Annotated in this window: 14 protein-coding genes and 1 pseudogene; 8 read left to right on the top strand and 7 right to left on the bottom strand. The window is 35.9% G+C overall.

Going from position 1 to position 14,317, the window contains the following annotated elements; translation table 11 throughout:
• Positions 1-135: 135 nt before the first annotated feature.
• The gene (locus LAV82_RS06615; RefSeq protein WP_211079833.1) at positions 136-366 is read left to right on the top strand and encodes a hypothetical protein; all 231 of its coding nucleotides are present in this window, start codon (positions 136-138) and stop codon (positions 364-366) included.
• Between the two features lie 526 nt (positions 367-892).
• The gene (locus tag LAV82_RS06610) at positions 893-1,306 is read left to right on the top strand and encodes a YjdF family protein (RefSeq protein WP_013056372.1); all 414 of its coding nucleotides are present in this window, start codon (positions 893-895) and stop codon (positions 1,304-1,306) included.
• Between the two features lie 42 nt (positions 1,307-1,348).
• Here the strand turns inward: LAV82_RS06610 and LAV82_RS06605 are convergent, their stop codons facing one another.
• Together LAV82_RS06605 and mle are read right to left on the bottom strand one after the other, a co-directional pair.
• A complete protein-coding gene (locus tag LAV82_RS06605; RefSeq protein ID WP_244856805.1) occupies positions 1,349-1,522 on the bottom strand; it encodes a hypothetical protein in 174 nt (57 codons plus the stop codon).
• Positions 1,523-1,635: 113 nt separating this feature from the next.
• Positions 1,636-2,475: an alpha/beta fold macrolide esterase gene (gene mle, locus LAV82_RS06600; protein ID WP_098287207.1), complete on the bottom strand. Its 840-nt coding sequence runs from the start codon at positions 2,473-2,475 to the stop codon at positions 1,636-1,638.
• Between the two features lie 442 nt (positions 2,476-2,917).
• On the opposite strand from mle, the gene LAV82_RS06595 reads away from it, so the two are divergent.
• From LAV82_RS06595 to LAV82_RS06585, 3 genes are all read left to right on the top strand, one after another.
• Positions 2,918-3,694, top strand: coding sequence for an SDR family oxidoreductase (locus LAV82_RS06595; RefSeq protein ID WP_098399797.1), 777 nt, complete (start codon positions 2,918-2,920; stop codon positions 3,692-3,694).
• A gap of 290 nt (positions 3,695-3,984) precedes the next feature.
• Positions 3,985-4,776 carry a phosphotransferase enzyme family protein gene (locus LAV82_RS06590; protein WP_499715763.1) on the top strand — a complete coding sequence of 264 codons (792 nt, stop codon included), beginning with the start codon at positions 3,985-3,987 and terminating at the stop codon, positions 4,774-4,776.
• Positions 4,777-5,448: 672 nt separating this feature from the next.
• Complete coding sequence (locus tag LAV82_RS06585) at positions 5,449-5,682, top strand: hypothetical protein (RefSeq protein ID WP_211079834.1); 234 nt, start codon at positions 5,449-5,451, stop codon at positions 5,680-5,682.
• Positions 5,683-5,830: 148 nt separating this feature from the next.
• Here LAV82_RS06585 and LAV82_RS06580 read toward each other — a convergent pair whose 3' ends face one another.
• The 3 genes from LAV82_RS06580 to LAV82_RS06570 all read right to left on the bottom strand — a co-directional run bounded on the left by LAV82_RS06580 (position 5,831) and on the right by LAV82_RS06570 (position 8,496).
• Positions 5,831-6,718, bottom strand: a complete 888-nt coding sequence (locus tag LAV82_RS06580) for a sensor histidine kinase (protein WP_244856806.1) — start codon at positions 6,716-6,718, stop codon at positions 5,831-5,833.
• Positions 6,719-6,822: 104 nt separating this feature from the next.
• Positions 6,823-7,110: a response regulator gene (locus LAV82_RS06575; protein WP_499715762.1), complete on the bottom strand. Its 288-nt coding sequence runs from the start codon at positions 7,108-7,110 to the stop codon at positions 6,823-6,825.
• 93 nt (positions 7,111-7,203) lie between these two features.
• On the bottom strand, positions 7,204-8,496 hold the full coding sequence (locus LAV82_RS06570) for a VTT domain-containing protein (RefSeq protein WP_499715761.1): 1,293 nt from the start codon (positions 8,494-8,496) through the stop codon (positions 7,204-7,206).
• Between the two features lie 484 nt (positions 8,497-8,980).
• Here LAV82_RS06570 and LAV82_RS06565 point away from each other — a divergent pair, with 484 nt between their 5' ends.
• From LAV82_RS06565 to LAV82_RS06555, 3 genes are all read left to right on the top strand, one after another.
• Positions 8,981-10,183, top strand: a complete 1,203-nt coding sequence (locus LAV82_RS06565) for an MGDG synthase family glycosyltransferase (RefSeq protein WP_499715760.1) — start codon at positions 8,981-8,983, stop codon at positions 10,181-10,183.
• A 1-nt stretch (position 10,184) separates the two neighbouring features.
• A complete protein-coding gene (locus LAV82_RS06560) occupies positions 10,185-10,883 on the top strand; it encodes a polysaccharide deacetylase family protein (protein ID WP_053487085.1) in 699 nt (232 codons plus the stop codon).
• A 303-nt stretch (positions 10,884-11,186) separates the two neighbouring features.
• The gene (locus tag LAV82_RS06555; protein ID WP_499715759.1) at positions 11,187-11,309 is read left to right on the top strand and encodes a hypothetical protein; all 123 of its coding nucleotides are present in this window, start codon (positions 11,187-11,189) and stop codon (positions 11,307-11,309) included.
• Positions 11,310-11,421: 112 nt separating this feature from the next.
• Here LAV82_RS06555 and LAV82_RS06550 read toward each other — a convergent pair.
• Together LAV82_RS06550 and LAV82_RS06545 are read right to left on the bottom strand one after the other, a co-directional pair.
• Positions 11,422-12,308, bottom strand: a pseudogene (locus LAV82_RS06550) (AraC family transcriptional regulator).
• A 182-nt stretch (positions 12,309-12,490) separates the two neighbouring features.
• Positions 12,491-13,906 carry an arylsulfotransferase family protein gene (locus LAV82_RS06545; RefSeq protein WP_499715758.1) on the bottom strand — a complete coding sequence of 472 codons (1,416 nt, stop codon included), beginning with the start codon at positions 13,904-13,906 and terminating at the stop codon, positions 12,491-12,493.
• Positions 13,907-14,317: the final 411 nt, after the last annotated feature.

Raw genomic sequence — 14,317 nt, 5'->3', positions numbered from 1 at the left:
TATGTTAATATATATCTTATATGTAATAAAATTCATAATTAAATAATTTTTATGGAAGATAAATAAATGCCTTTTAATAGTTATAGGGAATGCTATAACTCATTAAATGAGCATTTTTGAAAGGAGAAGAGTTTCTTGTTGAAATTTATAGAAAAAGTTTTTTTCTATGGCCTTATTTTAGGAGGATCAATGGGTTTCTTTGTAATCCCATATAAAGAAGTTGAATCAGTCGGTGATGGTGCAACAGAAACAACTTATTTAAACCTTAGTGATTTTATTATTCATTTAATTCGTTTTAGTGTAGTTATAGCTGTAGTCGGAGCGGTAATAGGTTTCTTTCTTTATAGAAAAAAGAGTTTGGAGTGATTCATTCAAGCTCTTTTTCTACCGATGATTAAGTACATTATAGTAACTGATAACTAAATGGGCCATATAAACATGTACCTAGTTCAGTGAGGACCAAATTGGAAAAACGTTTTAGTCAATATTCACTGTGGTTATCGTTGCTTGGAATGGTTGTTGGTGTTGGACAATATTTCACACCCATACATAGATCCAAAATTTTATATGTATTACTGTTTACTTAATAGGATTCTCATTTGGAATAATAGCTTTTGGAAAACAAGAAAAAGGGCTAATGAAATATTTTAGTTTAATCTCTTTTGTAGTAATTCCAATATTTATTATGGCGAGCTTTTTATTTTTTGCAATGAATTTTGGCGACAAATAAAAGAAGGTAGTGATATTAAATAGCTTTATGTTAAAATTTGTATATGGGATGTAAAAACACAATTCGGTTGGTAGTCCGGATGCATTAATATATTAATGTCAGTGACCTTCCCCTCCTCGGGATGTCCATCATTTCATAGTATGTTTAGAGGAGGGAATCGTTATGTCACTAACGATTTACCATGATGGTCAGTTTTGGGTAGGAATTATTGAAGTTGTAGAAGGCGGTAAGTTAAAAGCATTTCGTTATGTATTTGGAGCAGAACCAAAAGATACAGAGATATTAGACTTTATTAATTACAGATTGCTAGAGGTGATCAATCAATCAGTTCATGCAGGTCTTGATGTAAAAATAAAATCTAATAAAAAGGTAAATCCAAAACGCTTACAGCGCCAAGTAGCAAAAGAGATAAATAATGTTGGTATTTCGACTAAAGCTCAAGAAGCCGTGAAGAAGGAGTACGAAGAAAAGAAAAAAAGTAGAAAAAAGAAAGCTAAACAATATCGTGAAGAGCTGAAGGAACAAAAGTATTTTATAAAAAAACAAAAGGCAAAAGCCAAGCACAAAGGCAAATAGAAAACAAATAAAGAGCCTTACATAAGGCTCTTTATTTGTTTTCTATTTTTTTATGATAGGAACATTCTTAAAGAATTGTTGTCGAATAGCTGCCGATTTAGCTGTTTTATTTATCTTTTCTTTATTATAATCTATAAATTGCTGTGCTTTTTCTTTATCAAATAACTCATTGCTATCTGGTAAAGTTTGAATGTTTTCGGAAATGAATTGTTTCATTTCTTGCCTAGATACTGAGAATTTCTGATCATCTATTTTAAAACTGTACCCTCCAGCATTAGGTATTAGTATCGTTAATTCCTTTTGGTTTTAGTATGCAAACCAGTTTATTTTTAGGAGCTAATCCCTACAATTGATTGGATAATTTGTTCCCAGTCCTCGCTATGAACTTCATGTCCTGTACCTTCAAGAGCTATTAATTTAGCATGAGAAATAGCTTTTGCAAGAGCAAGCCCATGTTCATACGGCAGTGCGGGGTCTTTTGTTCCATGAATGATCAGCGTAGGTATGTTAATTTCACTCAGCCTGTCATAATATTGTCCGCCTCCTTGAAGCAAAGCATGATTAAATCTACTCGGCAGCTGTTTAGCACGGGCAGCTTCTCTTTCTGCTAGCTTATACATTCTTTCCTCTTCATAAGGTTTTGTCCCACTTAAAATTTTCCATCCACCTGCAAGGTAGGGAACGGTTTCCTCTTGATTTGACCAGTCTATGGAAGTGCTCTTCGTGTGGTAATCAAGTATCTGCTGATCCATTGGGGGCAATTTTTCCGCCTCCGTTCCAAATACGCTTGATGCAATTAAAGTAAGGGAGTCTATGCGATCCGGATATCTAAGAGCAAGAATCTGACCTATCATTCCGCCCAAAGACATTCCAACAATATGAGCTTTTTCTATAGAGTAAGCGTCTAAAACACCAATTGCGTCATCAGCCATATCCGTTATTGTATAGTTAGAAGTACCGGGTGGATAAGTGGTAGATCGCCCTAAATCACGATGGTCGTAACGAATAACAAATCTCTCCCGTTCGGCAAGACGAAGACAGAAGTCTTCATCCCACCAATCTAACGAAGACATTGCTCCCATTATTAGCAGTACAGCCGGGTTGTTAGGGTTTCCAAAACTTTCTGTGCAAATTTCCACTTTGTTAATTTTCAGTATCTGTTCATTCATTCGTGTACCTCCTTTTAAATGTTAGAGAAATGAAAAACAGCCCTTTATTAAGTTCTCTAAAATAAGGATATTTCCTTTTGAAATTTTATTTAGGAAATCCATTATTCTGTCTATCTCTTTACCTTTTTACTAAAAAGTAAAATATAACGTTCTTGAAAATGTAACTAAGAAAAGAGCCTAAACTTGTTGGAGACTAGGGGGGATACAGCTTTTACTGTTTGTAACATGTTGATAAGGCAGGAAAGTTGAATGCATGTATGGAAAAATACTTATGTGAGGTGAAATAAGAATGAATGATTAATATGGAGAAAATACCTTTTAAACTTTAATTACATTTTTTCATTTATTATAACTTGATAGATTAATATACATATACAGGATTGCTGAATTCGTGTGCTATTGGTGAACATATGAATTCAACGTTCTCAAGAGGAGATGCTTTATGAAGCGGTTAATAAATAAAATTGCGGTTGTTACTGGTGCTAGTCGGGCAAAAGGTATTGGTACTGAAATATGCAGGGAATTAGCTAGAGAAGGCGCAGATATTTTTTTCACTCATTGGTCAAAGTATGATCGTTTAATGGATTATTGCAATGAAGATGATTTTAAATGGTCGAAACATCTTATGGAAGAGATTCGCAGTCTGGGAGTGCGATGTGAATCAATGGAATTGGATTTATCGCAACCCGATGCACCAAGAAAGCTGCTTGATGAAGTTCAAAACAAACTAGGTTCTCCATCAATCCTTGTAAATAACGCAACACATTCTGTGGACGTAGATTTTCGTTCTATAGATGCTGATATTCTTGATGCTCACTATAACGTGAATGTTAGAGGTACGTGTCTTTTGACTGTTGAGTTTGCACGTCTAATCGAAGGTAAGCATGGCGGTCGAATTATTAATATGGTTTCAGGTCAAGATAAGTCACCTGAGCCTGGGAATTTGGCTTATGTTGCAACGAAAGGGGCTGTTTCTACGTTTACTAAATCAGTTGCTATTGAATTAGCACCTCTTAAAATTACTGTTAATGCTGTAGATCCTGGACCAACTAACACTGGCTGGATGAGCAGTGAGTTAAAGGAAGAGTTACTGCCAAAGTTCCCAATGGGGCGACTTGGTGAGCCCCGGGATGCCGCGAAATTAGTTATCTTTTTAGCAAGTGAAGAATCAGAATGGATTACCGGACAAATTATTCACTCAGATGGAGGCTTTTGGTGATTTAACATAGTAGCGGTCTTCCACTTTTTAGCGGATTTTTGTATGAAACAAGCAGTTAAAAGGATCTTCGAATGAAGATTCTTTTTTTATTATAATGTAACGTAACATGACGATAACCGAGTTTCTACAACTTATCAGTCAGTCCCAAAGGATTGTTGATGGGCTACAAAAGAAAAAGTACGGGCTTTTCTAAATCATCAGTAGTAAAATGAGATATTTCATTTATGACGAATGCTTTATCATTTTCACTTATTGACGACAAATAGGATATATTCAGGGGGAATGTTTATATGTCAAGCTTTGAGGACGAAGAAGTGCTAACAGGAGGGAATGTCTCTAACGTTTATCGCTCGGGAGATACTGTACGACGAGAATTAAAATCAGATAGTCATAAATTTCATAAGCTATTAAAGCATTTAGAGAACAAAGGTTTTAGTTATGCACCAAAATTTTTAGGCATTGATGAAAAAGGGAGAGAGGTCTTGTCATTTATTGAAGGTGAAGCTGGTAATTATCCCTTGAAGAAATATATGTGGTCTGACGATGTTTTAATAGAAATAGGGAAAATGCTCCGTCTTTATCATGATTCAGTGAGTGATTTTTCATTTGATGATAGCTGGAAAGCAATAGATAACACTCCTAAACCATTTGAGATACTATGTCATAATGATTTTGCCATATACAACATCATTTTCAAGCACGAAAGACCAGTAGGCATCATTGATTTTGATGTTGCTGGGCCCGGTCCAAGAATTTGGGACATTGCTTATACTCTTTATACGTGCGTCCCCTTAAGTAGATTTTATCTTTCTGAAACAGGTGGGAGGATCTATTATAATTCATTGCAGCATGCTCAACATATAAACCAAAGAGTGAAATTATTTCTTGAAGCTTACGGCGAAGAAGTACAAGAAGGTTATTTGGAAATGATATTGCTGCGATTAGAAGGGTTATGTAAAACAATTACAAGAAAAGCCAGCGAAGGCGACAGTACGTTCCAGAAAATGATAGACGAAGGGCACCTTGAACATTATCAAAATGATATTAAATTTATTCATGAACATAGGAAAGAATGGACTTGAGGATAGGTTTTAATTGAAGAGGCAACAAACTTTCCTTGAAAGGACGTCTATAACATCTTTATGTAATGTAAATCATGAGTTTTATTTTTGGTAGAGGAGCACTTGTTATGCGAATTATTAATATTAGAGAACAGGTAGAGTACGCTGATGATTTACTACTTATTTTCTTTTTATAGAATATTTTTAGTTGTTTCAACCAGTAAACAGGGGGGTATAAGTTGATTATACAAGCGTAGTGCCCCCCAGGAACATGCATGTATATTTCTTTTTCTTACTTACCCTGTTTGAATCCTCTTTTTATGGAGGGTTCTTTTTTTGTGTTTAAAAGATATAACTTTTTAAATTATATATATCACACACTTTAATTATATATGTAGTTTATACTCAATAAATCAATGCAACAACAGCAATACAAGATGAAAGAGATTCAGTGTGTTTTTAAGTTGCAGCAACAAAAACGATCGTTATGCACTAAGAGCTAGCTTTTTATATGTGTTCTAGAAAGAGGCATTATGTTGAGTAGGAATGAATGTAAGAGAAATTGCAGAAATGCTAAAGACAGGTATGACCAAATTTTCAATTTGTAAAATATTGTTTGTGCTTTTACGCGCTTTGCTTATGCTAATTTTCGTTTTTTTCATAGTATGTACTAAATGTATAGAGGGGGAAGTTATGCCAGGACGTCGTAGTGGAGATCGTCGTACATCTCAATCTCGTTCTATAGTAGATAATTTTCGAAGAGGAGATAAAATTCAAGTTTTTTCTGCTGGAAGACAGCTTGATGGAAATGGTATGTTTATTCGAGCAGAAGGCGGATTTTTAGTATGGGAAGATAATTCAGGTAATAGAAATACGACTAGTTTAGAAAGTATCAGCGTTCGCAGATTAAGAAAACGTAGTTGCTAATAATTTGGACAGGCTCTGATTTTATATAAATAAAAAACTGGTGATTCTGTTTTGAATGTATCCAGTAGGTAGCATTTTTAAAAATTAAATATTGATAGTTGCTGCCTCACTAGTGGTACATGAGCTAATTTATATAAAAGCGACATACTCAGTTCGTAAGGGGAAAAGTAACTTTAATCTCTGTTCCAGCATGTTCTTTGCTTTGTATATCAATTTCTCCTTTATGGAGGTTCACAATATTTTTAGCAATAGCTAATCCGAGTCCACTTCCTCCCGAATCCCGTTTGCGGGCTTTGTCTACTCGATAAAACCTTTCAAAAACATGAGATTGTTCTTCTTCTGGTATGCCAATGCCATAATCTTTTATTCGGAGAATTCCCTTATGCTGATCACTTTCCAAAAAGACCTCAATTACATCGGTACTATAATTTATGGCATTATCTAAAAAGATAATGAGCACTTGTTTCAGCTTCAATTCATCTCCCTTGATGAAAATGGAGTGGGAATTTTTATGCAGGATAATAGGTCGGTCATGAACTTGCATGATCTGAGTTACAAGGGCTGTACTGAGAGAGACAAGGTCAACTGATTTTATATCAACAGGTTCAGAGCCCTCTAATTCAGCTAAACTTAATAGTGTTTTAGTCAAATTTTTCATTCTATTTGTTTCTAAATAAAGAGCCTCAATTGCTTCTTTTGCTATTGTTTCATCTTGTGTTCCATGCCTTCTAAGAATCGTAATAAAACTGCTAATAACAGTCACAGGTGTTTTTAACTCATGAGAGGCATCGGAAATAAATTGCCTTTGTTTATCTGAGTTTTCCTTCAGTTTACTAACCATACGGTTAAATGTAGCTGCCATTTTGTACACTTCATCTTTTGTTTCAGTTTGTATACCGATCTTTTTCAGCGTTCCACTTTGTTCAATATCCTCCATTGTAGAGATCATTGATACAATAGGCTTCATAATGATAGCTGATAACCATCTGCCAGCTAGAAAAGAGAGAAGAACAGAAACAACGGTAACAGTCCCCATTATGGACAAAATAACATCTTTGCGACTTTCTAGTCCTGATAACCGCTCACTTATTTCTAACGTACCTATTACTTTGTGATTCTGATGAATTGGTACGTGAACTACTAAATTTTGATGTTCTTGAAAAGGTCTAAGTTCAAAGTTCTTTTCTGTTGAAAAAGTAGGGGATATTTTCTGAACAAGGACTTTGTCGTTAGTGACTTGATTAATAGTTGTAGAGGTCGGCCCAACGATTCGAATAAAACTAGATCAATGCTATTATGTAAAGCAGCTTCAAGGCCGCTTTTTCCTTCGTGTTCTACGAATACTTGGTATCCTTCATGCTCAAGCTCAATTTGAAGAGCTCTCGCAATCATTTCTTCATCTTCAACGATTAAAATACGGTTTTGCATGCAGGTTCTCCTTTCGCATCGTTCAAAATATAATAAACGCCATTTGGACAAGATAAGTTCCTGTTTAGTTAGACCTTTCTTTTGAGTGAACCACTATAGATTAATACCTTTCATAAGACGGAAGGTTTCAAGAAGCAAAACGTTTAAACCTAGCCATACTCCTCCAAATACATATCCTGCTGCAATGTCGCTGGGATATTGGATACTCAGATACAAACGACTAATCGCAATAAGCAATAAAATAAGAATGGCCGCTATTGGTGCTAATGTAGGAATCCATAACCTTCTAGAGTGTCGAACCAGCATAAATACAGCAAATCCATAAATAACAAAAGCCATTAATGATTGCTCACTTGGAAAGGTGTATGAAAGCTGCTCTGTAAACGATTTTGTAATAGGGGAAAAATGATGAAATATTCGTCTCAGGCTTTCTTCGTACACCTCTCCGCCGCCTGCAATAACTACCAGAGATAAGAATTCGATTTTTTTATCCCTGCCTTTCCATAAAATCCATACAAGTGTAAAGAAAATTAATGTCACTAGCACTTGCCTGGATCCCAGCATGAAAAATATCCGCATTGGTACATTCCAATCTTTATTAAAAAGGGCTGTTATTAATAGACTCGTTATTTTGTTAAAATCTCCAAACTCGTTTGCGATAAAGTCTTGCGTCATTCCAATCATAAGCAGAATAAATCCTAATGTAACTAATGCTGTAAATATAAAAACAAGACCTGCCCGTTTCCGCGTATGAAACACATTTACTATCCACTTGAGGCAATTAATTGCTATCTTTTTAATCGTTACTTTGAACTTTTTATAAATGTAAATAACAACGAACAAACTTACAGCTACAATCATCCCAATGACAAAATACTTCTTAATAGAATGATGAAACTGTTCCCACTGAGGTCCTAATAACTTTCCTAGAGTAATAAATGTGGTGACCCAAAGAAATGATCCACTATAGGCGTACAGTGCATACGTACGAAAGGGAAGCCGAGTAATTCCTGAAAAATATCCTGTAATATGTCTAATAACTGGGAGGAAATAAGCAATAATCAACAGCTTGTTTCCATGTACACCAAACCATTTTGACATTCTTTCAATTCGCTCTGGTCCCATATGAAGGGTTTCTCCGTATTTATCAAAAAAAGGAGTCCCTAACTTATAGCCTACCCCGTAAGCTATGGTCATTCCAACCATACTCCCCATACCAGCCACCAGGATACTTCCCACCCAGCTTAAATGTCCTTGAAAAGCAAGAACCCCAGCGTAGCCCATGAGAAGCTCCCCTGGAAGAGGAAGTGCAAGAAGTTCCAGCATCAATGCTAGAAACAGCACGATATATCCGTATTGATTTATATAAGATGTGATAAAATCCATGGTTTGTCCTTCTTTCATAATATGTATTTGCCTAAAGCATAGTGAATAACTCAAATATGCTTGAATTTGATTGAAAATAAGAGGAGGAAAAAGGTTAATTTCACCTTTGCTTTTCTTTTAATGTAGCACTATTTATAAAAAAAACTTTCTTTTTCATTGATTTTTAATGTTATTTTTAGCCTATTTTTAATTACAAACCGTAGACTGAAAATGTGGTATTTGAAAGGTCAATATAAGAACGTTTATTTTTCTAATAAATAGTGTAAGGAGTTCCTAAACAATCTATGTAATGGAGGAGAAGAAAAGATAAATCTTACAAATTAATTGAAAAGGGTAACTACCCATTATTAATTTTTTATAATGCTTACTCTTTTCCAAGTAGAGTAATTCTTTAATCGTATAAACAAGAGAACAAAAAGGTGTGGGAAACAGCCCAGGCTTTACCACATAGCAAAAGCATACAAACTACAAGGAGGGAAAAGTCATGAACAATCGTGAGAAGGATAAATACCTCATTCTTTCCGCTACATTTGGAGAGGGGCATAAACAAGTGGCTAATGCGATAAGCGAGGCGGTAAATGATATGGTTGCTGATGCTGAGCCTATTACCATGGACATCATGGAATGGATTCATCCCAATCTTTATCCAATCAGCCATTATATTTACAAAAAAAGCATTAAGAAGTTTCCTCAAGTGTACAGCTTTTTGTATAAAAAAACTCGTGTAAAAAATTCGTTTTCCATCAAGTTAAATTCGATTTTTTTGTCGGGAATGCAAACCGTGCTTAAAATTATACAGGAAATAAAACCGAAAGTAGTGGTCAGTACCTACCCATTTGCCGCCGGGATTATATCAAAATTAAAAGAGCAAGGGTTAATTGATATTCCAGCAGTAACCATCATCACGGATTATACAGATCATTCTTATTGGATTCATCCCTATACAGATCAATATGTGGTAGGTTCTGCCCAACTGCGTGATCAATTAATTGCGTTAGGAGTAGAGGCAGACAAAATTAAAAACACTGGAATACCTGTACGGAAAAGATTTATGGATGTTCTTCCAAAAGACCTTCTCTTAGATAAATATATGATCAATCCAAATATGTTCACCCTGCTCATCATGGGAGGGGGCGACGGATTTTTTGGAAAAGGGATTTCAACCTTTAAGGCATTAGAATCCATTTCCACACCGATTCAACTTTTTATAGTATGTGGTAAAAATAAGAAATTAAAAACACAATTAGAGTGGGAATTAAAAGACTCGAAGCATGAAGTGAGAATTCTTGGATACTGTGAAAAGGTCGAGGAATTAATGGCTATTTCAGATTTAATGATCAGCAAGCCCGGGGGAGTAACAACCTCTGAGGCAAGGGCGATGGATTTACCGATATTAATTTATCATTCGTTACCAGGACAGGAAGAAGACAACGCGGATTATTTATGTCGTTCGGGATTCGCACTTTCTGCAGAGTCAGAAAAAGAGTTAATCGCGCAAGTTGAAAATCTTGTCTTCGATTCAGCACCTTTAAAATGGATGAAACAAAGAATGAGAAAATCTCAAACCAAAACATCATCCATAGACGCTCTCCATGTCATTGTCGGAGCAGCAAGAAGCGGTCCATTACGCAACGTAACAAGTAGTAAAACGATACAAAAGCAAAAGGAGATAGAGGTGAGTATATAATATGGGGTTCATAATTTCTGCTATTATTTTTTTAATTTTATTATACAGCGTTATTCCGTATGTCCTATCACGTGGTCTAGGAGTGAACGTAGTTAAAAGGGGAAGGGACTTATCCAAAATTGCTTTTACGTTTGATGATGGTCCGAATCCTGTTTATACGCCAATCCTTCTTGATTTACTGAAGGAAAATGAGGTAAAGGCCACCTTTTTCGTGGTAGGTACTAAAGCAGAGAAATATCCTGAACTGATTCAGCGCATGCATAATGAAGGCCACTTAATTGGAATTCATAATTACGTCCATCATTCTAATTGGTTTATGACGCCTTGGAAAGTTAGAAATGGACTTAAGAATACAGCCAAGGTGATTAAATCTATCACTGGAGTTACACCTATTTATTATCGCCCACCTTGGGGAATGCTCAACCTTTTCGATTTTATGAGAAGAGGTAAATATAAGATTATTCTATGGTCAATCATGGCGGAAGATTGGCGAACCTCTGGCGGAAGCGAAAAGATTAAACAACGCCTGGCCAACATAAAAGGCGGGGACGTCATTTTGCTGCACGACTGCGGAGATACGCTCGGGGCGGAATCCGACGCTCCAAGAAACACAATTAATGCGTTAAGAGATGTATTAAAAACAGTGAAAACAAAAGGATTCACTTGTGTCCGTGTTGATGAATTGGTAGAAAAGCTATAGGTAGTAAGAAGATTATCTTTATTAAAGCTTGCGAATGAAATTTTAATTCTTGTTATTACCGTAACTAAATATCTTGTCTGTTATAAAAAAAGAACCTCTATTTTAAAGAGGTTCTTTTTTATGTCCAGTAAAGATATATGGTAATATAATCATATATTGGTTATATTTACAATTTCGTGATTTTTAAAATCTGTGCTGAATCAGCAGTCAATCTAAACGACATCTATGAAAGTAGGGTAATTCTTGAAAATAGTTATTTTGAAATTCTTGGTATATTTTTTAATCTTCTTTGGAGGAAACTTAATGATTAATATTCTGTTTACCTCTAATTTTGATCTTTTAACAGCATTTTCAACCGCTTTTGGAGTTTCCTTTGGGATTGCTATCTTTGACTATTATACACATAAAAAAGGCAAGGTAGCATAAGGTGCAGTGCTTTTCACCCAATACATAAAAGATTTTATTAGAAACTTAAATATCATAGTATTATAAATGAATTTCTACACTACTTTTCTCTTAAACAAATGGGAGTTCTCTGTTATGCCTTAACAATCTGTTTTTTCACAGGAATATAGATATCAATCTCTTTGTTTTCCGAACCATAGCATCTTTTGTCATACAATTCAAATTCCATTGATCCGTAGTGCTCATAACCTGATTCAGGGAACCATTCTGTAAAAACATAATTCCATGTAGACTGAATGGAAGAAGTAAAAGATTCTTCATTTGATTTTGGTGTAGTAAATACAGCATATTCTAGTTCAGGGAAGCTTCTGTAAACTGTTCCTTCAGGCGCTGGAGTGCCTTCCTCTACTTCCATGCCAATTACATAAACAAACTCACCCGTTTCAGGATTAAAATCAGTGCAAATGCCAAGCTCCGCGTTTTCGTTTAGGGGATTGGGGATTTTAGAGCCTAATCCATTTTGCATGTACTGTTGCCAAAATTCAGGAATGTCTTTATTATTCTGGCCACCTTCGTTTTTAGCTCATATCCAATGACATAAAAAGCAGGTTTAGTGACTAGCTTTGGTTCCATCTTATTTCCTCCTGACAAAAGTGTGGTAGTTAGGTAGGCTTTTCCCCGCAGCGGTCCAGATATTCTCCTTGCGTTACGGTATTGCTTCGGTGAAACATCATAAAACTTTTTGAACGCTCTGTTAAATGATTCTTGGTATTGGAAACCAACATCAAGTGCGATATCAATGACTTTTTCATCTGTGAAAAATAAGCGTTCTGCTGCGCGTGTAAGTCTTCGTTTTCTCACATAATCCATCACTGATTCTCCAACCATGGCTTGGAAGACACGGTGATAATGAAAAGGAGAAAAACAAGCAATTTCTGCTAACTTTTCTAAAGTAATTTGTGTCTCCAAATTCTCCTCAATGTAATCTAGCGTTCTCTGTATACAAGTTACATAATTCATTTACATCCACCTACCTTATGTTCACTATAACAGCAAACAAATCTTTGTTCTTAACATTTTTTGCTACATTCAGTTAGGTGAGGATGTTTTTGTAATGTACGCCTCTGGATGTATAGCCCTAAGGGGGTAGTAGGGGGCACCATAAGAACATTTTTAAAAATCTAGTAGAGGATTATTAATGCTCACTTTCGTCTATTTCGTCTTATTTTTACGTAAGTAGTCGGTGATGTACCAATGACGTTCCCGCAGGAGTCTAATGCTTTTACTTGAAAATAGGGGCCAACTTCCTGAGCATGAATATCTGTTTCGAATCCAGTACGAGGGGTACTAAATACCACTACTGCTAATTTAAAAGGTGTTGGTCCTGCTAGTACCTGCCAAGCAACCGTTTCGGTTGAACCATTCCATGATGCGTAAACTTTAGCTTCACCGTCGGGCAATAAGTCTACCGTTATGCTAGGCGGATAAAGTGGTAGACCTACCCACTTATTTTTGAATGCTCGATACGAAAGATTCTGATTTGGATATCGCATATCATATAACAAATTAAATGAAGGGTTTCTCCGTGTATTGCCCGCGTTCCTAAATTCCGAAAGGTACGGCTCTTGTCCCCACCCAATGAGTTGATTTCCATTGGAAAGCTTTTGCGCATTTCCTTGACTTGGAACATATAAAGCTGGGTCATGATAATATGTTCGATCTACACTTGCAACTTTGTCTTTATAATCTAAGTGAAGAATTAAACCACGCGCCTGTCCTTCAGGAGGAGAGGTGGAAGAAGCGCAGCAGGCGTCATCAAACAAGCTTATCCTATTTTCGGACCTATAGCGCGCCTCATGCTGCCAAGAAAATGCAGCGTTCCGTCCAAGCTTAAAATCACTTTGTTTTCCACAAAGTTGCCAAATTATCTTTCCCGTTTCTTTATCAATGTTATAAATGGCCCACATATTACGCATACTCACTAGAAGTGTATTGTTTGGCCCTTCTTCGACTGAATTTACGTGGTAGCAATCCCATATATTATTAGAACTTGTCGCGGATGAAGCAGGTACCATTGAATCAGCTGGATTAATATGTTCAAGTGCACTCCAAAAGAAGACAAGTTCTCCCGTCTCAATGTCTACTTCTTGAATAGAGTAATCATCAAAATACCCGCGTAATGGTCCACCATACTTAGATAAATCCGCAGGTACTTGTTTTACCGCCGTAAACAAAGCCGTATTCCGTTTGGTGATTGTAAACTCATGCACAACAGCTGTAAATCCTTTTTTAGCAAATAACTTTTTAATGACCTTATAATGCTGGTTGATAATTTGAAAATAAGCACCAGGTTCAGGATCGCCTGCTGGAAGGTTTGGGGTTGCGGTTTGAGTTCCTGAAATTGTTCCTTGCCACATCGTAAGAACAGGGTTCCCGCAGTACATTTGTACTCGAAAGTCTGTGTTTTGGATATATCTACTAGCAAGTGGTCTAAACCACACTGGATTCCCTGTCTGATCCATAATTAGTGCCCCAGTTTGGTCAATCATAGCTGCTTCATATACCGGTATAGGGCGCAACAAATAATAGGCCGGGAGCTGTTCCAGGCTTATTAACATTAATGGTAACCTTCATGGGATGTAAATTAGGAGCCGAAACAAAATTCCATACTTGCGGGTTTGAATGATCAGTGGATGATTGTGAATTAAAATTATTCATTCCCACTCTCATCTCCTCTAAATTTTATTATTAGCACTGTCGAGCTATTAATATGTCATTTGCGTCAGAATATGTACATATGTTTTAGGTTTGTGTGTTTTGTTTATTTTTAATGTTTATGTGTAAGGGCAGATGAAATAAATGTAAAAAACGAGCCCTTAGCAGATAAGAGCTCGTTTTTCTCGTTCATATACCATTATATATTATCAATGCAGCAATATTTTAATCGTGTTTAAAGTTGAAAACCATGCAAAAAAAGCAAATTTTTTTGTATATGTTATTCATCAAGATTTAAAAAGATGACCAGGCAT

The sequence above is a fragment of the Bacillus sp. ILBB4 genome, assembly GCF_035064545.1.
Lineage (GTDB): Bacteria > Bacillota > Bacilli > Bacillales > Bacillaceae_H > Priestia.
Note: the sequence above shows the minus strand (reverse complement) of the source record. Positions and strands in the feature narration are given on the sequence as shown.